This window comes from Aquirufa novilacunae, from assembly GCF_045310505.1.
Taxonomy (GTDB): domain Bacteria; phylum Bacteroidota; class Bacteroidia; order Cytophagales; family Spirosomataceae; genus Aquirufa; species Aquirufa novilacunae.
The window spans coordinates 552,271-571,466 of sequence record NZ_JBEWZG010000002.1; the positions used below are offsets into that span (position 1 = coordinate 552,271).

Genomic DNA, 19,196 nt, shown 5'->3' on the forward strand with positions numbered 1-19,196 from the left:
AGCAGGAAAAAAAAGAGGGGCCGCGTAGCGGCCCCTCTTTTTTTGTTAAAAATCGTAATGAAAAACGGGGCTGGTCCACTCGCCGGCGTTGATATTAATAATTTCTTTAATCTCGCCATGGTGTATATCGAAAACCCAGCCATGAAGGTGAGGGAATTGACGTTTTTCCCAGGCTTTTTGGACGATGGTCGTTTTTGCTAAGTTTTGGATCTGCTCTGCGACGTTCAACTCGACTAATTTATTGAATCGTGCCGTTTCATCTGTAATATCATGCAGATCTTCGTAGTGCTTTTCGTAAACCTCCTTGATATTACGCAACCATTTATTGATTAAGCCAAAATCATGGTTCGTCATCGCCGCCTTCACCCCACCACAATTATAGTGGCCACACACGATGATGTGCTTTACCTCTAAAACCTCGACTGCATATTGCAATACGGATAATAAGTTAATATCGGTATGAACGACCATATTCGCCACATTTCGGTGGACGAAAATGTCACCTGGATCCGCATGGGTGATTTCCTCTGCAGGAACCCGGCTATCTGCACACCCAATCCACAAGAATAAAGGATTCTGATCCTTCGATAAATTATCGAAATAAGTAGGGTCGAGCTCTAAACGTTCGCTCGCCCAAGCCTTATTACTTAAGAGTAATTTTTTATATTCTTTCATATTTTTTTCATTTTAAGGTCTGCCTCGATGCCTCTTTCGCTTGCGGTGGCAATGAATTCGTCAATGATAAGTTTAATGTCATGATCCATAAAGTGGACTTTGGAAATATCAATGAATACTTCAGAGCCTTCAGGGATCTTTCTCAAGGTCTCCTTTAGTGACATTTTGTGCAAGAAAGTTACGTCCTTTTGGAACTTAATCAATACTTCATTCCCGTTTTTAAATACCGAAAATACCGAAGAGAAATTCGTGATTACAACAAAAACCAATCCAACTAAGGTGCCGATAAATATTCCCCATAACAAATCTACTCCCACAACAACTGCCACTGTAACCAAAAACGGCACCCATTGTTTCCAGCCTTCAGCAATCACCTTCTTGAACTCTTTCGGATGGGCTAGTTTATATCCCGTGTACAATAAAATGCTCGCTAAGCAGGCCAAAGGGATTTTATTTAAATAAAGCGGAAGCAAAAGCACTGCCACTAATAAGAGAATTCCATGGAAGAATCCCGACATCCGCGTCTTACCACCCGCATAAATATTCGTAGAGGATCTGACGATAACGGATGTGATCGGTAGGCCGCCTAATAATCCACTGACTATATTACCAGTTCCTTGGGCTAATAGCTCTCTATCGGGAGAAGAAATTCGCTTTAATGGGTCCAAAGAATCACTGGCCTCTAACGAAAGTAGAGATTCTAAGGTAGCCACGATGGCTAAGGTAAAGGCGATGGAGTATACCTTTGGATTTGAAATAAATGTCCAATCGGGGGATACCAATCCACTCCAAATCTCGCCACTAGAGGCGAAAATAGGTAAGTTCACCATGTGGTCTTTTGAATTTCCTAAGAACCAATCCGCCGCCCAAAATGGGAAGCTTTCATTGATCGCCACACCCGTTAATACCACGAATAAAGAAGCAGGTAATGCATTCATCCACTTGATTGTCTCTCCTAATTTTGTCCATGAAAACAGGATAACAAGTCCTATTAGTGAAATGATTAAAGCGCCTATTTTAATGTCAGCTAAGGATTTCAGGATTTCAGAGAAGGTATTTTCCCCATCTTTTTGGTCAAATTCAAACTCGCCAATAAAGTCCAAATCATCTCCGATGGCATGTGGAATCTGCTTCAAAATAATCACAATTCCGATGGCAACGAGCATGCCTCGTATAACAGAAGAAGGAAAGAATCCCCCGATTTTTCCGAGTTTCAGTAAACCTAAAATTATTTGAATTCCACCTGCAAGAATGACAGCTACTAAAAAGCCGGGGAATGAACCTAAATCTGTGATGGCGTTTGCCACAATGATGGTTAAGCCTGCTGCGGGTCCACTCACGGATAATTCAGATCCGGATAAAAGAGAGACTACGGTACCTCCGATGATACCAGCCACAAGGCCAGCTAATAAGGGCGCTCCTGAGGCCAGCGCAATTCCTAAGCAAAGTGGAAGAGCAACTAAAAAGACCGCTATTCCTGATTTCCAATCCCCCTTCAAGAAGGATTGAATGTATTCTGATTGTTTCATGTGATGTTGTTTAATTAATGACTAATAGATCGAAATTAAAAAACGAAATCAGGGGGTGTTTGCGGGGCATTTATAAAACCAGTGGACAAAGCCGGATGGAAGTCTGCCGGGGTATGAATAGTTAAAAATGGCTGGTAAATGGAAGCAAGATCAGTTCGCACTAAATTCGCTTCTTTGGTAGAATCATCTTCTTCGGAATCTTCATCGTCCTCTGTGTCCATCGGAGGAAGATTCGTCGGTTTGTGCTGCGAAATGGGTTCCTGCGTCTGAAAAATAATCTTGGATTGCTGATCTCGTTCTTGGATTAATAGGGGTTCAGCTGTGTCAAACTTATCCTTACCGTATCTCCATTCTTTCTTTAAACGACCTCCACTTCCTACTTCGTGGTATTCTCTCCAACGACCCACCTTCACACTATCGTCCAATCGGCCATCCTCTTTCAAACTCCCATTCGGGTAGAAAGCGTAATAGGTGCCTCGGATTTTGCCATAGAAACGGGGGATAACTTCTTGTATTTTTTTCTTCGAAGCATCGTAATAATGTATGATGGAACCCGCGGTGAAGCCCTTTTCGTAATACACCTTGTTCTCTAGTTCATTTTCTGAACTATAATTTTCCCAACGCCCATCTTTCACTCCCATGAAATAAAAACCCTCTTCGATTAGTTTTTGGTTGACGTATTTTTTGAAGGGCCCATGGCAGATTTGTGCATTTTTTGCGTCCTTCAAAGGGATTGTGACAACCCGGGATTGTGCTGGGTCGAAGATGCTTATCTCTTGTAAATAAGGGCTTAGCGCCTCATCCTCGACATATTTCACCACATGTACCTCTTCCACTGTCATTCGGACCCCACTACCATAATTCCCTAGCTTGTGCTCGGTTTTGATGCCGGCGTATTCGTCGCGTGGTTGAAGTTTTTTCTTAGCGGTCTTTACTATTTTTTTGCCTAAATCTTTTACGCCTAAACTTTCAATAAATGCCTTGCTGTCTTCTTTGAATTTCTTCGCCTCTTCCACCTTGCCTTCTAATCCAGACGAAAAACGACCATTAAATAAGCCTTTCTCGTGAACAGAAGTGTCTATCAAAGGTTTGTTTTTTGTAATAGCGCGATTCTGTGCTTGAACAGGAAGGTTCGAGCAAAGTAGAAGACCGAAAAGAAGGACGCGCAAAATCATAGGTGAGACCTAAAAATATTTCTCAAAACTACGAATTAAACTTATTACCTGACGGACTTTGTGTATTTTTGCAAGGATTTTTAGAGTCTTAAGTCGATTAATTCATTGGAAAAAGAAGCAAAAATATACGTAGCAGGTCACCGCGGAATGGTGGGCTCCGCTATTGTTCGAAAATTACAGAGCCTAGGTTATACGAATTTGTTGTTAAAAACCTCAGCGGAATTAGACCTACGTGATCAGGTAAAAGTAGCCGAATTCTTCGCTGCTGAAAAACCAGATTATGTGTTTTTAGCCGCAGCAAAAGTAGGTGGAATCGTTGCGAACAACACCTATCGCGCTGATTTCTTGTATGAGAATTTGGCCATCCAAAACAACATCATCCACGCTTCTTTTATCAATAAAGTAAAGAAACTACAGTTCTTAGGTTCTTCTTGTATATATCCTAAATTAGCTCCTCAGCCGTTAAAAGAGTCTTATTTATTGAGTGGCTATTTAGAGGAAACAAACGAGCCGTATGCCATCGCTAAAATTGCAGGCATTAAAATGTGTGAGGCCTACCGCGCACAATATGGCTGTGATTTCATCTCCGTGATGCCTACGAATTTGTATGGCCCTAATGATAATTATGATTTAGAAAATTCACACGTTTTGCCTGCGATGATTCGCAAGTTTCATGAGGCCAAAGAACGTGGGGATGCCTCCATGACGCTTTGGGGATCAGGATCTCCTATGCGCGAATTTTTACATGCCGATGACCTAGCGGAGGCTTGTGTCTATTTGATGGAGATCTACAGTGATTCAGAATTAGTCAATATCGGAACAGGAATCGACGTGACCATCAAAGAATTAGCTGAAACGGTAAAGGCAATCGTTGGATTTGAAGGAAGCATTCAATGGGATACGAATCGTCCTGACGGAACACCTCGCAAGTTAATGGATGTGTCTAAATTACATGGCCTAGGCTGGAAACATAAAATTGAGTTGAAAGAGGGTATTGCCTTAGCTTACCAAGATTTCTTAACGAATGTAAGCATTCGCAAATAATGGAGGATAAAGAGTGGTTTAGTGCCTGGTTTGATTCTCCTTATTACCATATTCTGTATGCAAAGCGGGATGAATCTGAAGCTGCGCGCTTTATTTCCTCCCTGCAAGAAAAGCTACAATTATCCCCTGGTTCTCGCGTATTAGACGCCGCCTGTGGGAAAGGTCGCCACGCAATTACCCTACAAAGTCTAGGTTTTGTGGTGGACGCTTTTGATTTATCTCCGTCTAACATCGAAGCCGCTCAGGCATTCGAAAACAAGGATCTCCTCTTTTTTGTCCACGATTTGCGCGAGCCCTTGCCTTTGCAAAATCAGTACGATGCGATCTTTAATTTCTTCACGAGTTTTGGGTATTTTGATGATCAACAAGATAACCAAAAAGCCTTCGACACCTTTTCTGGCGGTCTAAAAGACGGCGGCATTTTAGTCTTGGATTTCTTTAATCCGACCTACGTGTTAGCGAATTTAGTTCCAGTGGAAACAATTGAGCGAGAGGGGATTTCCTTTCACATCAAACGCTGGTCTGAAAAAGGGTATTTGTATAAGTCCATTGACTTTAGCGATCAAGGGAAAGCCTATTCGTTTGTGGAGAAGGTGGAATTAGTCGCAAAGAATGATTTTATCTCTTACGCTACAAAAGCGGGTTTGAGTTTAGTCGACCTAAAAGGCGACTATAACTTATCAGCATTTGATGAGTTAAAGTCGCCTCGGATGATCTTTGTTTGGACTAAAAAATAATTAGTTCTTCTGGAACTTTATCGAAGCCTCGCCATCTAGTTCTGGGAAGCTAATCACGTAATTTCCCACAGATAAGCCAGAAATATCGATCATTAATCGATTATCTCTACTCTCTACTCTATAATCTTTAATCTCCTTACCCTGCATATCTGTCAGGCGAACGCGAATTTTCGACGCCGAAATAGCATTCGGAATACCAATGTATAATTCATTCGTTGCCGGATTCGGGAACGCAAAGAGCGTGGTAAATGGATTATCTGCCGTCACCGCTAAGATCGTGATACCATAGCTAGCAGAGGCTAAACAGCCATTTACATCGCGTAATTTGACTTTATAAACACCATTAGCCGTCGGCTTATAGGTCGTCGCTGTTGCACCATTGATGGCCACATCATTTAAATACCACTGAATATCTGTTCCAGCCGAAGTCGTTAAAACGCCTTGATTAAAGGTGATAAGAGGCTCTAATGGGGTAGACGCGGTTACCGTAGATGCAGGTGATAATACAGGGCAAATGCCATTAAAGCTAGAATTCAAGGTGTACACACCCGTGGTGTTCACCTCTAATTTATTCGTCGTTGCTCCTGCGATAGCGGCGCCATTTTTAAACCATTGGTAGTTAGGTGTGCCCGATGCAGCGGTACCTGTTAAGGTGATTTTATCTCCTAAACATACCGTGGAGGCTCCCGTTGGACTAACCGTCACCACTGGACTTTCGCCGGTTGTGACTGTTACGGCTACTCTTGGGCTAGGGCAAGCGTAGGATTTGAACTTCATTCCATACAAGTAATAAAAGCCGGATTGAATTTCGCCACCATTGAAGAGTGCTCCCGTTAATTTGATGACTCCCGGAATAGCATACGGATATCCGATGTTCGTAGGCGCATTCACCGTATCTGCAGCCGTCCGGTTGCTACGGAAAATGGACGCGCCGTTTGAGCAAGCGTGTGATAAAATATAATTTCCCGCCTTAGGGAAAGGAAGATTTAAAATGACTTTTTGGCCTGGATCATTTTTGTCATCAATTAACTGGCTATTGATCGTTGTTGAATTTGCAGAGGTACGTGTCGCCGTTAAATCCTTGGTTACCGAGGCCACTAATTCCCCTGTTTCTTTGTCAAAAATCCCGAACGTAACGGTTCCCGATGTGCCAATATAAACCGTAGCTGATTCTAAAATTGTCGGTTGCGTCACTGCAAATATGGGTTCAGGGCCAAAATTAGAATAATACGTTCCCCCGCCAAAGGCCGCCTTTGTCGCCGGCCCCATCGTCGTATTCAAATTATCAAATGCCGCATAAAAAGTCCCGGTCGACGGAGTCTTTAAGTTCGCACCAGCCCCTAACAAGGTATTTCCATTGTACCAAAGTGGACTTCCATTCGTCGCTGCTAAGCTCAATTCGGCAGATCCACTACAAATAGTACCCGTCACCACAGGCGCAGTAGGGCTTTCAATTGTTTTACTGAGGACAAAGGAGTCGTTCGCGCTATTCTGATCGCCGGTTAATTGCGTTTTCAACGTGAATGAATAACTCGTTCCTGCAGCTAATGTGGCATTGCCCGTCAGATTCACGTCGGTCTCTCTGCTTGAGGCTAGACTGCTGATGGTTCCAGTGGCCGTGCCCACTAAGGTGGAGCCGGACTTGATCTCTAACAGGACAGGTATGTTCGTTTGGGTTAAAGAACCCACATTTTTGATGCGTGCAATGAAATTCGTCGGGCCATTACTTTCGCAAAATCCAGCCGTCGACTGCGTGATGGAAACCGCACTAAAGTCCTTCGAGGCTTGTAGAATCTGCAAAGCATAATCTTTCGTCTCACCCGCACTCACCGATCCGCAAGAAAGAGCCTCCCCAGATCCACTGACCGCTACCCAACGCATGCGGTAATAATTATCTTGCTTTAGGGTGCTCGGAATAGAAATGGTGGTAGCGGTACTGGCAGAATTATATAATTCCTCCCCCGCATCAGCGAAATCACCATCTTGATTCCAGTCTGCATACAAGCGTATTTTTTTCGTACTACTCCCTGCGAAACTAAAGTTCACAGGAACAGTCGCTCCTAATTCAGCGGTAAACACTGGATTTAATCCAGTGGAATCTTTCACTGCTCCTAAGCTAAATGTTTTGAAGTCTGTCGATGCACTACTGGGCGTTACGGCACAATAAGCTGGTCCGCCAATCCCTGAAACAGCTAAGCCATAGTCTTGATTGCTATTTCTCAGGGTTCCTTTGTGACTTACTGTTAGCGTAAAGGTTTGGCCAGGAAGTGTATTAGGAACCAAAATTTGTTCCACATTATCCCGAATATTATCCCCTCTGACCGCCAAGGCATCTGGGCTAGCGGGGTCTAACAGGAAAGGCTGGAAGGTCGATGATCCGCTCGTTAAGCGAATATCGAGGTCATTCACTAAACGAGGTGTTCGGTCATTTAAAGCAGACGAGGTGCTAGCCTCTGGATCCGTCCATGCCATGGTGACGCGCAATGGACCATTTCCCGATGCGGTGAATGTATAGGTTTTCGTCGCTCCCTGGGCTAATTTACCCTCTGTCAACAAATGGGAATTGCTAGTATTTTTAATCAAATCCGCCGCCTTATCTAATTGAATGAGCCCCCAGCCTGTTTTATAGTCTGGACCTACTGCTTCCATATCCAAGGCAGTATGGATAGCCACCGCTTTTAGGGTGGATGCCAGCATAAATGTATTTTTATTTAGACGATTGTATAATTGTTGAAGCAAGTACAAGGAACCTGCCGCTTGGGGGGAGGACATGGACGTGCCACTTTGGGTGATATAACTCTTATCATTCGCATTTCCTGTGGAGAACATGCTGGTACCGATAGCCATCACGTCTGGCTTAATTCGGCCATCATCTGTAGGTCCCCAGCTCGTAAAACTAGAGATAGTCACTTCGGAGGCTTTCGTCGGAATAAGGGAGGAAAGCGACGCTGCACCCACGGTAAGAATGTTTTTCGCAGTCCCTGAAGTGGAAATAATATCGTAGCCATCGTTTTTAGAACGGGCTTTATTAGAAGAGTCAGAAGAGGTTTTTAATAAATAATATTCGCCAGAGGCAGGGCCATTTTGGTTTCGGCTATTTCCTGCAGACTTTACTATCAAGTAGTTAGGTGCGTTGTAGGCAATGCGATCCCAAGTCTGTGTGTTTGAATCATAAAGTCCAAACTTAAAATCTTCGGTCTCGCTCACCGCATCATTTCCCCACCATTGCCATTTTTTCTTCGTCTCGTCATACACCCATCCCGCTTGGTAACCATAGGAGTGATTACTAATCAGCAAAGAGGTAGAAGCCGTTGATATTTCTGAATTGTCATTTGAATAGTCCCAAAACTTCAAATCCGCCTCGTATGCCATTCCTTTAGCAGATGGGCTAATTCCGCCCGCCACTAAAATACCAGCCACGTGAGTCGCATGTTCATTCGTACCTGTCATAGTTTGCTGGGCCACCGCTCTTCCCTCAAACTCCTGGTGACTCGCTAAAACCGCTCCACCATCCCACATACCCAGTTTTCCTTTAATCGAATCCGACTTCCCGGTTAAACCTACCCCCATCGTTCCTCCTGGATATAAGAGGTTAGTCTTCGTCATTTTTGCTGCTTGCGCATTTGACTCTGTCGTCAAATACAGCGCTTCACCTATCTCCGAAAAGCCTTGAAATGTTAATGTTTTTCCCTTTCCTAGCGTCTGCTGCAAAGGAATACCTCTTTTCTTAGCTAAGGCCTGAGACCCTCTGTAAATAGAATCCTGCTGCATTCCGAAACGCAAGGCACGTTCTTTTCTAGACGCGTCTTGGGCTATGGCGGAAAAGCCGATGAATAAAAGAAAGAGAAAGCGTAGTTTCATTTGGGTTCTAATTTACAGAATTATTTTATCTCTACTCTAAACGTTTTCCGATGAAGATTTGTTAGGCCTTTTTCTAAGATGGCTTTGCGATGTTGCAGGGTGGGATAACCCGCATTTCGCTCCCAACCATAGCCAGGATGTTCTTGTGCTGCTTTTTCCATGAGTTCGTCTCGGTATGTTTTGGCTAAAATAGAAGCAGCAGCAATCGAAAAATATTTCGAATCCCCTTTTACGACACACGTATGCGGTATTAATGGGTAGCTATAAAAACGATTTCCATCGACCAATAGGTGCTCCGGACGTTCCTTCAGTTGATCTACCGCGAGGTGCATCGCGCATATACTCGCCTTTAAAATATTGATTTCATCAATTTTAGCAGCATCGACCTCCGCAATCGCATAATCAATCGCGTACTCCCGCACCAAACGCTTTAACTCGTTGCGCTGCTTTAAGGTCATTTGCTTCGAATCTGTCAGGAAAGGATGGTGGAAATCCTTAGGTAAAATCACCGCCGCAGCCACCACGGGACCGGCTAAGCATCCTCTCCCAGCTTCATCTAAGCCGGCTTCTAGCCCGATAGGCGAAAAGAAAGGGAGGAGCGAGGACATGTTATCGGTTAAATAAAAGGCGCTTTCCTTTGACAGCTTCATTAAAGGATCCCTTCGAATAGGCCAAATGGCCAGAAACAAAGGTATGCTCAACTGAGGCAGACAAGGTGTGTCCCTCTAAAGGAGACCAGCCGCATTGATACAGCACATTTTCTTTCGAGACGGTTTGCGGTTTGTTTAAATCCACAATCGCTAAATCAGCCCAGTAGCCCTCGCGAAGGTAGCCACGCTCCTCGATTTGGAAGCAATCGGCCACTGCATGCGCCGTTTTTTCGGCGATGAGCTCGAGGCTGATGTGACCTTCTTTGGCTAAATCAATCATCAAAAGTAGAGGGTGTTGCACTAGAGGCAGGCCAGATGGAGACTTCCAAAACTCCTGCGATTTCTCCTCCCAGGTGTGTGGTGCGTGATCCGTCGCAATAATATCCAATTCTCCAGAGATCAAAGCTTTCCGAAGAGCCGTCTTGTGGCGGGCATCTTTTATGGCTGGATTGCACTTGATTTGATTGCCTAATGTATCGTATTGTGCCGCATCGAACCAGAGGTGGTGCACACAAACTTCGGCGGTAATTTTCTTATCCTTCACCGCTTTACCGGTCTCAAACAAGGCTAATTCCTCTTCTGTCGAGATGTGCAAGATGTGCAAGCGGGTATTGTTTTTCTTCGCTAAATCCACCGCCATCGAAGAGGATAGGTAGCAAGCTTCCTCATTTCTTACTAAAGGATGGATGTAGGCCGGCGCATTTTCTGGGTATTTTTCTTTGAAAAGGGCTGTTCTAGCTCGCACTGTAGGCTCATCTTCGCAGTGGGTGGCGATTAACATTTCGCAGCTAGAGAATAGCTTTTCTAATGTTTGGGTGTTGTCTACCAGCATGTTGCCGGTCGAGGAGCCCATAAATATTTTGATTCCACACACGTCGCGGGAATTCGTTTTCAATACTTCCTCTAAATTGTCGTTTCCGGCTCCCATGAAGAAGGAGTAGTTAGCCAAAGACCCAGCCGCCGCTATCGCGTATTTATCAGCTAATAATTCCTGTGTTAACGCATTGGGCACCGTGTTCGGCATCTCCATGAAACTAGTTACACCCCCAGCCACAGCGGCACGTGCTTCACTCGCGATGGTTGCTTTGTGAGTTAAACCCGGCTCTCTAAAATGCACCTGATCATCAATCATTCCTGGAAAAACGTGTTTCCCACTTAGGTCCATGATCACATCGCCAGCGTCAGGCGTAATGTCTGAGGCGATTTTTGTGATGCGGCCTTCCGAAATTCGGATGTCAGAAACAGTGATTTTTCCCTCGTTAACGATGGAAGCATTTTTTAAAACGTAATTAGTCATTCAGGTCTGTAATTTTAAATTCAGTTCGGCGGTTTTCTTGGTGTGCTTCTTCGCTACAATCTACGCCATCAGAGCATCCGTTGATGAGTTGCGTTTCACCGTAGCCTTTGGCTTTGATTCTTGCGGCCTCAATTCCGTGTTCGATGATGTATTTAACGGCTGATTCGGCACGTCTTTGGGATAATTTCAAGTTATAGCTCGCACTGGCACGCGCATCTGTGTGAGAGCCTAATTCGATTGAAATGCTTGGATTGTCCTTCAATACCTGAACAATCTTATCTAATTCCACTGCGGCATCTGGACGGATATTCGACTTATCTAAATCGTAATAGATGGGATTTACGTCAAACAAAGCCCCTAATTCCTCGCCCACTTCCGCTAAGCCTAAGATGATTTTATGCTCAAAAGTCGTGTCCGTTAATTCTTTCTTCAAAAGTTGTTTCGGAATCTCGCGACCATCCATCAAGAATTCGCTACGCTTCGTTAAGAACTTTTCTTTGCTAGCGTTGAAGCTGATTTGGTCGGCTGGATTTACATCTATCGTATCTAGGTATCCTTTCGCATCCGTAAACATCACTGGCTGAATTTCGCCATTGCGTTTAACGCCCACTTTCGCATTCGCGATCGGTTTATTTCTCGAATTCAAGACTTGCGTCCGCAGGTGATAGAGAGCCACTTTCGCCGGCTCAGTGCTTTCTATTAGGGTGGTCTCCGTCGACCACCAGCGGTCTTCGGAGCCGGTCGACTCGAAATAATAAATATCATCATCTCCCTTGCCACCCACACGGTTTGAGCTGAAGTAGCCTTGCGTCACATCCGATAAAAATAGCCCAAAATCATCCCCCACCGAGTTAATAGGCACTCCTAGATGTTCGATTTGGATTTCATCCCCACTACGACTCGCTACAAAAATATCCAAACCACCTAAGCTGGGATGTCCATCAGAAGAGAAGTATAATTTACCATCTTCAGAAACATAAGGGAAGATCTCGTTACCTCGTGTATTAATCGTAGAGCCTAAATTAATCGGTCGCCCAAAACGTCCCGAATTATCCACAGGCGCTCGGTATAAATCCAATCCTCCTTTTCCTCCGCGTCTATTCGAAGCAAAATAAAGCGTCTTCCCATCTCTCGAAAAGGCCGGGCTACCATCCCAACCCAGGGAATCTGAAATAGCTAAACGTTCTGGAGTGGACCAATTTCCGTCTCTTTTGGTCGAAATATACAAATCAACATCTGGCGAAGGATCCTTGCTTTTACCTGAGTTACCGCGGGCAAATACCATCAGGTTCCCGTCTTTCGAAAAGGCTGGCGTCCCCTCGTTCGCATTCGCATCCAATAAATTAGGGCTAAACAATTCCAGCTTTTCGATTTCACCCGGAGTTTTCAGTCGCGCTTTATACAAACCCAAAAACGGTAATCCATTATTCTTATAAATCAGCGGCTTCTTTGAACTCGTTAAAATCAGCTCGTCCCCCATTTTAATAGGCCCAAACTCCGCCTGATTCGTGTTTCCCACCAATCCCTGCACCTTCACAGGGCTCGGTTTTTTCGTGTATTCCTCCACAGCAGGCAAATTATCTAATTCGATTTCCGCCTTCACTACTAATTCTCTCGAGGGCTTGGAATCGATAAACTCTTTCAGGTATTTTTTCGCATCCGCATATTTCGCATTGGCTTTTGCGGCGTAAGCCAGGTGCAGATTGATGTTTTTGTCCTCGTAGCCCTTCTCTTTGGCGATTAAATAATAAGGAGTGGCGTATTGGATACGGTTGGATAGACGATAAGACTCGGCAACGAAATAGTTTGTTTCTGCGGCTCTGAAGTATCTTTGGGCCAAAGGCTTTACTTCCCGAATCGTCCACTCATATTCCCCTAATTCAAAATTTTGCTTCGCCTTTTTGAACAATCGGGCGTCATAATTACATCCGCTAAGCAAGAAGATGCTCGTCAGGATAAAGAGGTAAACGCTTGAATTAAATGGCTTTACGATTTTCATAGTGGACGAATGTAACGTAAAAATAAACACAAACTCGATTATTTTCTGTAGCTTTGCCTAAATTTCGACAATCGAAAGCAAGATGACAAACGTTCGTCATCTTTTATTCCCAGCAGTGATGTTGTACAATTATGAGAAAAAGAATTTCAAACGACGATAACCGTCGTGACAGCCGACCATCAGAAGGTCGTGCGAACACAGGAAGATCTGAAGGTAGATCTACTGGAAGATCAGAAGGAAGATCTTCAGGAGGCCGTGATTTTAACGGACCCCGTAATGACTCAGGAGCCCCACGCGGACCTCGAGCACCGAGAACAGAATCAAGCAATCGTTTTTCAGGAGAGCGCAAACCATTTGATGGCGAGCGTAAACCGTACCAAGGTGGAGATCGCAAGCCGTTCAATCGCGAAGGTGGAGAGCGTCGTTCATTCGGAGACCGTAAGCCATTTGATGGCGAGCGTAAGCCGTTTAACCGGGATAACCGCGAAGGTGGCGAGCGCAAACCATATCAAGGTGGAGAACGCAAGCCTTTTGGCAGAACTGAAAATCCAACACGTACACCTTACAAGGGCGATAATCGCTGGGATCGCAATGCGGCCCCAAAAGTAGAGGGTTCAGAAGAGTCGACAACGCCGCGTGATGAGAATCCAACAGCACGCATCGAGCGTCGCTATGAGGAGCGTACAGAGCGTTCTGCAGAGCGTGGCGAACGTCCGGAAGGAAGTCGCAATCCACGTTATTCAGACCGAGAGACGTTTAAAAGCCGCTCTCGTTTCGATGCAGGCCCGGCCTACGAACCACAATACAAATTAGATCGCTACAAGGAGCGTGCTCCTTCGAAGATTCAAAAGAAAATCGCCCAAACCGATCGTCGTTCAGACGAAATTCGCTTAAATCGCTACATCGCCAACGCGGGAATTTGTTCTCGTCGTGATGCCGATAAATTAATTGAAGCAGGTGAAATCAAAGTAAACAACAAGGTAATCACAGAAATGGGCTACCAGGTGAAGCCTACGGACATCGTGAAATACGGTAACCGCAAGTTGAACCGCGAAAAACCAGTTTACTTATTATTAAATAAGCCAAAAGACTTCTTAACCACTACCGAGGACCCGAACGATCGCAAGACCGTGATGGAACTCGTAAAGAACGCGACTGAATCGCGCATTTACCCGGTGGGACGTTTGGATAGAAACACGACTGGTTTATTGCTTTTAACGAATGACGGTGAATTAGCGGATAAGTTAACGCACCCGTCGAACGAAATCGAGAAGATTTACCAAGCAGAGCTAGACAAGCCTTTGACGGACGAAGATTTCGAGAAAATCAAGGAAGGTTTAACTTTAGAGGATGGGGAAATTAAAGTAGATGATTTGGCCAAAGTCACTCCAGACGGCTATGTCATCGGCGTTAAAATCCACTCCGGTAAAAACCGCATCGTTCGTCGTATTTTCGAACACCTAGGTTACGAAGTAACAAAACTAGACCGTACGACTTTCGCTGGCTTGACGAAGAAAGATCTTCCACGCGGTAGCTGGAGATTCTTGACGGAGAGAGAGTTGGTGAAGTTGAAGTATTTGCTTTAGTCGAAGCGTGGCTTCGACTAAAGCTAGTCACTAGTCGCAAGGTACTAGTCGAGATTGGCAAGTCGCGACTTGTCGCTTAGTCATCGCTACGCGATTTAGTCGACTATCGACTGTTGACTAGCGACTAACAAAAAAGCCGTTGAGATTTCTCAACGGCTTTTTTGTTTAAATATTCATCAACGACTCTCGTCTTCTCATCTTTCCAGCTGGAATGCCGAACATCATTTTGAAACGACGGCAGAAATAAGCCGTGTCCTTGTAGCCAACTTCGGAACCGATCGCGCGGATTGATTTCTTCGTCGTACGAAGTAAACCGACTGCCGCTTCCATACGTTGGTATTCGATATAATCTTGTGGGTTGATACCCGTTAACATCTTGAAATATTGACCTACGTAGTCTTCAGAAACGTTTGCCACGTTTGCTAAAACTTTGTTTGATAAATCACCACCCAAATGATCTTTGATGTAAGCGAAGATATCAATTAAGCGTGGGTCTTTAAAGTAAGTCGAGTTTGTTGCTAATTGCTCTACGAATAATCGGTTTTCAATAATGTAGCGAATCACTTCGATAACGATCTCTTCCGTTTTGATTTTGATGATACGTCCTTTACCGATCGCATCAGATAAATCTTCTTCTAAGATTTCGCGGATGGTTGCCGCTAGTTTATCGTCGCGCTTGATTAAGAACGGAGGGATATCTAAGGAAGTAAAGAAGTTAACCGAGTCAAATACTTTAGCTTCGAAGGCCACCATTCCGAACGAGTTCGGTTGTGTTCCGATTAAAGATGCATCCGTATTTTGGTCAAAATACAATTCGCGGTGCGTCATGAACTCTTCGTTGTTCACCGCTTTTGGTTTTTCTGCGTTTCCGTAGGTTACGCTAATCATTTTTCCGCCTGGGATGAAAAGCATGTCGCCTTCTTCCACTGGAGTCTCCTCTTCACCAAAAGACACCTCGCCTTTGTACAATATCAAGAGCGAATTTTCTACGTCATAGAAATTCTTGATACGAATAGGTTGTAATATTCTAATGTTTCTCGCTTTGATGAATTTAACACCTAAGGACTCGATGATCTTGTTATAATCTTCCATAATTTATCACCAAACGGAGTAATGAATACGATTTTTTGAATAAACTTGGACAAAACTAATAAATCAGATAATAATTCCAAATTATTTTGTCGATTAATTTGGCCCATTTACGCTATTTTTTTTCGGGTATTTATTTGTAATATATTAATAAGAAGGGGATTCTTTGAAGGAAGTAATTCGGAGCAACTGCTTTGGCCTATTTTATAATTATTTCGGGGAAAATGGAAAATTCATTTTTTTTCAAATTTTAGGGCAATTTTTATGTAATTTTGTTTTTTACTATCACAAAATCAGATGGGCTTATTTAATTTTCTTTCGAAGGATATTGCCATGGACTTAGGTACGGCAAATACCTTGATTATCCACAAAGACCAAGTAGTCGTAGACGAACCTTCTATCATTGCCTTGGACCGTAATACGAACAAGGTATTAGCGGTAGGTCGTCAGGCGATGATGATGCACGAGAAAACGAACGATAATATCAAAACGATTCGTCCGCTGAAAGATGGTGTGATTGCTGATTTTACTGCTGCAGAATTAATGATGCGTGGTTTAATCAAGATGATGGACAAAGGAAATTCCTTCTTTTCTCCAGCGTTAAGAATGGTGATTTGTATCCCCTCAGGTATTACCGAGGTAGAGAAAAGAGCCGTAAAAGACTCCGCAGAACATGCAGGAGCACGTGAAGTGTATATGGTACACGAACCGATCGCTGCGGCAATTGGTATCGGCATTGATATTGAACAACCGAACGGATCTCTTGTGGTAGATATCGGAGGTGGTACGACAGAAGTAGCGATCATTTCCCTAAGTGGAATCGTAGTAGAAAACTCGATTCGTGTGGCAGGGGATGAATTTACGCGTGATATTAAAGACTACTTGTTGCGTGAGCACAAGTTAGTAATCGGTGAGCGTTCTGCGGAGCAAATTAAGATTCAAGTAGGATCTGCTCTTCCAGAATTAGAGAACCCTCCAGCGGATTTCGAAATCCGTGGCCGTGATCAAATGACAGGTATTCCGAAGGAAATCTTGATCAATTATTCAGAAATCGCTTACGCACTAGATAGTTCCATTACGAAAATCGAAGTAGCGATCATGGAAACTCTGCAAAGAGCTCCAGCGGAATTATCAGGAGATATCTTCCATAATGGTATTCACTTAGCAGGTGGTGGTGCGATGTTACACGGTTTAGATAAGCGTATTGAGAAGAAGACTCAATTAAAAGTACACGTGGCTGACGATCCATTGAAGGCCGTTATTCGTGGTACGGGTGAAATCTTGAAAAACTTAGAGAAATACCGTCCGGTATTGATTACCTAGTAGGGGATGAATCAACTGTTTGAGTTTTTATTGCGTCAGCGAAATCTGCTTCTGTTTATTTTGCTGCAGGTTATCAGCCTTTGGTCTGTATTTACCTACAATAATTACCAACACACCCTTTATTTCAATACGACGAATGCCTGGGCAGCGTCGATTTTGTCTACTCGCCAGGAAGTAGCTTCCTATCATCAATTACGAGATATTAATGGGGAGTTAGCCCTGGAGAATCAAAAATTACACCAACAAATCTTTCAATTGCAGGCACAGGTGCAGCAAAAAGCAGATATCCCTGTCTTTTTTAGCAAAGCAGCGCTTGATCGCTACAAGCCCATCGCGTGTAAGGTAATCGACCAGAGCACCCGCAATTCTCAAAATTATTTGACGATCGAAAAAGGCTCACAGGATGGCATAAAGCCAGGAATGGCAGTCATTTCGTCTACTGGTGTGGTGGGGAAAGTTATCTCTTGTCAAGAAAATTTGTCTTTAATTGTCTCTGTTTTACATACCAGTAACACCATTTCTGCTAAAATTAAATCCTCAGGAGAATTAGGTTATATTAAATGGCCGGGCTATCAGCCAGAAGTGGCGGAATTAATGGACGTTTCCAAGTATAAGAAAGTAGTCAAAGGCGACACGATCGTTACCTCGGATTATAATGCGGTTTATCCACCTAACGTTCCAATTGGAATTGTAGCCAAAGTCGGATTACAAGACGATGGCACCTTTCACGACATCAAAGTGATGCTTTTAACGCATTTCTCTACGTTGCGTTATGTCTACGTGATCGAGAATAAATTTGCGGGTCAGCAAGCAAAATTGGAACAAGCTAAACCTAAAATCGACTAAAATGGGCGCTAACTTTCAATATAAGTGGGTTCTTGGCGTGGTTTTGTCCATTGTGGTGCAGCTATTGTTCTTGCGCGATTTGGCCTTATTTTACTACGGCTTCTGCTTTATCTATTTATGGGCGATCATCAAGGCGCCTATCGAAACACCTCCCGTTTATTTGATTATTGGAGGCTTTGCTCTCGGGTGGTTATTGGATACGTTTTATAATACGCACGGCATGCATGCCTTCGCTACTGTTTTAGTGGCTTGGCTACGCCCCACTTTCTTCAAAATCTTAACTCCAGCGAACGGATATGATGAGCGTTCGGCGATTAGTCTAGCGGAGATGAAGTGGTTGTGGTTTTTCCCTTACGTTGCTCTCATGTTATTTACCCATCATATCGTGCTGTTTTTGTTAGAATCAAGCACGGGCAGTTTGTTAGGCCTGAGCCTCCTGAAGGCATTTTTGAGTACACTTTTAGGTCTGGGCGTTTTTGCTTTGCTCGAATTGTTTAATTCATCTAAATAAGTCTTTTTGTCATCTTTTCTTTTTGGCGTTTAAATTGTAGGTAGGGGTATATCTTTTAGATAAACCGCCATGAGTACAGAAATAGATACAGCCCCAGCGCTGACCGAATCGCAAGCCAGAGCACTCTTTGAAAAGGAGTTTGTGCCTCACCTGGATTCGATGTATAATTTTGCCCTTAGATTAACGAATGATGAGGACGATGCACACGATTTAGTGCAGGATACCTGCATGCGGGCATTTCGATTTATCGGTTCTTTTGAGCCGGGTACCTATGCCAAAGCTTGGTTATTCCGCATTCTCAAGAATAATTTCATCAATGATTACCGAAAAAAATCCCGAGGCCCAACTAAGGTAGAATTTGAATGGGTGGAGCAGTCGTTTGCAGGGGAGGATGATCCTGAACCAGCTTTTCAAGCGGATTTGCAAGCTGAAACGGTAAACGAGATGCTAGGTGATGAAATCACCTCCGCCATTCAGGCGCTTCCAGTTGATTTCAGAATGATCATCATTTTATGTGATTTAGAGGAGTTTAGCTACGAGGAGATGGCTAAAATTCTGAATATTCCTATCGGTACTGTTAGATCGAGGCTTCACCGCGCACGTGCCATGCTGAAGGAAACCCTTGCTTCGTATGCTATGAAAAAAGGCTATAAAACTGACATGTTGTCAGCGTAACCAGGAACTTATTTTTTAGACGCTCTGTTTGTAAATCATATGAAGACGAATTGTGCCCATCAACCCGATTGCCTAAAGCTTATCCAACGTATTTTGGATAAAGAAGCGTCAGCGGAGGAGGAAGCCCGTTTTATAGCGAATAAGGATCAATGTTTGCCCTGTCAAGAGGGGCATGAATTAGAGTTAGCCTTGCGCAAAG

15 protein-coding genes are annotated in these 19,196 nt (G+C 43.9%); 7 read left to right on the top strand and 8 right to left on the bottom strand.

What is annotated here, in order from left to right:
* Positions 1-45: 45 nt before the first annotated feature.
* The 3 genes from can to V7S74_RS07725 are packed head-to-tail and all read right to left on the bottom strand — an operon-like array spanning position 46 to position 3,379.
* Positions 46-675, bottom strand: coding sequence for a carbonate dehydratase (can, locus tag V7S74_RS07715; RefSeq protein WP_406778188.1), 630 nt, complete (start codon positions 673-675; stop codon positions 46-48).
* Positions 672-2,204, bottom strand: coding sequence for a SulP family inorganic anion transporter (locus tag V7S74_RS07720; protein ID WP_406778189.1), 1,533 nt, complete (start codon positions 2,202-2,204; stop codon positions 672-674). The genes can and V7S74_RS07720 overlap by 4 nt, the downstream gene beginning before the upstream one ends.
* 35 nt (positions 2,205-2,239) lie before the next feature.
* A complete protein-coding gene (locus V7S74_RS07725) occupies positions 2,240-3,379 on the bottom strand; it encodes a toxin-antitoxin system YwqK family antitoxin (RefSeq protein ID WP_406778190.1) in 1,140 nt (379 codons plus the stop codon).
* 105 nt (positions 3,380-3,484) lie between these two features.
* On the opposite strand from V7S74_RS07725, the gene fcl reads away from it, so the two are divergent.
* The gene (fcl, locus tag V7S74_RS07730) at positions 3,485-4,423 is read left to right on the top strand and encodes a GDP-L-fucose synthase (protein ID WP_406778191.1); all 939 of its coding nucleotides are present in this window, start codon (positions 3,485-3,487) and stop codon (positions 4,421-4,423) included.
* Positions 4,423-5,160: an SAM-dependent methyltransferase gene (locus V7S74_RS07735; RefSeq protein ID WP_406778192.1), complete on the top strand. Its 738-nt coding sequence runs from the start codon at positions 4,423-4,425 to the stop codon at positions 5,158-5,160. Before fcl ends, V7S74_RS07735 begins: the two co-directional genes overlap by 1 nt.
* On the opposite strand, the gene V7S74_RS07740 is transcribed toward V7S74_RS07735, so the two are convergent.
* From V7S74_RS07740 to V7S74_RS07755, 4 genes are read right to left on the bottom strand one after another with little or no spacing between them, the layout of a single operon-like run.
* Complete coding sequence (locus tag V7S74_RS07740) at positions 5,161-9,021, bottom strand: S8 family serine peptidase (RefSeq protein WP_406778193.1); 3,861 nt, start codon at positions 9,019-9,021, stop codon at positions 5,161-5,163. It abuts the gene before it with no gap.
* Between the two features lie 20 nt (positions 9,022-9,041).
* The gene (locus V7S74_RS07745; RefSeq protein WP_406778194.1) at positions 9,042-9,629 is read right to left on the bottom strand and encodes a ribonuclease HII; all 588 of its coding nucleotides are present in this window, start codon (positions 9,627-9,629) and stop codon (positions 9,042-9,044) included.
* Position 9,630: 1 nt separating this feature from the next.
* Positions 9,631-10,968 carry a dihydroorotase gene (locus tag V7S74_RS07750; RefSeq protein WP_406778195.1) on the bottom strand — a complete coding sequence of 446 codons (1,338 nt, stop codon included), beginning with the start codon at positions 10,966-10,968 and terminating at the stop codon, positions 9,631-9,633.
* Complete coding sequence (locus V7S74_RS07755) at positions 10,961-12,967, bottom strand: CHU_0125 family OmpA-like outer membrane integrity protein (protein WP_406778196.1); 2,007 nt, start codon at positions 12,965-12,967, stop codon at positions 10,961-10,963. The genes V7S74_RS07750 and V7S74_RS07755 overlap by 8 nt, the downstream gene beginning before the upstream one ends.
* Positions 12,968-13,098: 131 nt before the next feature.
* Here V7S74_RS07755 and V7S74_RS07760 point away from each other — a divergent pair, with 131 nt between their 5' ends.
* The gene (locus V7S74_RS07760) at positions 13,099-14,553 is read left to right on the top strand and encodes a pseudouridine synthase (protein ID WP_406778197.1); all 1,455 of its coding nucleotides are present in this window, start codon (positions 13,099-13,101) and stop codon (positions 14,551-14,553) included.
* A gap of 165 nt (positions 14,554-14,718) precedes the next feature.
* Here the strand turns inward: V7S74_RS07760 and V7S74_RS07765 are convergent, their stop codons facing one another.
* Complete coding sequence (locus V7S74_RS07765) at positions 14,719-15,645, bottom strand: helix-turn-helix domain-containing protein (protein WP_130922635.1); 927 nt, start codon at positions 15,643-15,645, stop codon at positions 14,719-14,721.
* Positions 15,646-15,939: 294 nt separating this feature from the next.
* Here V7S74_RS07765 and V7S74_RS07770 point away from each other — a divergent pair, with 294 nt between their 5' ends.
* The 4 genes from V7S74_RS07770 to V7S74_RS07785 all read left to right on the top strand — a co-directional run bounded on the left by V7S74_RS07770 (position 15,940) and on the right by V7S74_RS07785 (position 18,997).
* The gene (locus tag V7S74_RS07770; RefSeq protein ID WP_130895380.1) at positions 15,940-16,965 is read left to right on the top strand and encodes a rod shape-determining protein; all 1,026 of its coding nucleotides are present in this window, start codon (positions 15,940-15,942) and stop codon (positions 16,963-16,965) included.
* A gap of 6 nt (positions 16,966-16,971) precedes the next feature.
* The gene (mreC, locus tag V7S74_RS07775) at positions 16,972-17,811 is read left to right on the top strand and encodes a rod shape-determining protein MreC (protein ID WP_406778198.1); all 840 of its coding nucleotides are present in this window, start codon (positions 16,972-16,974) and stop codon (positions 17,809-17,811) included.
* Between the two features lies 1 nt (position 17,812).
* Positions 17,813-18,322, top strand: a complete 510-nt coding sequence (locus V7S74_RS07780; RefSeq protein ID WP_406778199.1) for a hypothetical protein — start codon at positions 17,813-17,815, stop codon at positions 18,320-18,322.
* Between the two features lie 69 nt (positions 18,323-18,391).
* Positions 18,392-18,997, top strand: coding sequence for a sigma-70 family RNA polymerase sigma factor (locus tag V7S74_RS07785; protein ID WP_406778200.1), 606 nt, complete (start codon positions 18,392-18,394; stop codon positions 18,995-18,997).
* The last annotated feature ends 199 nt before the right edge of the window (positions 18,998-19,196 follow it).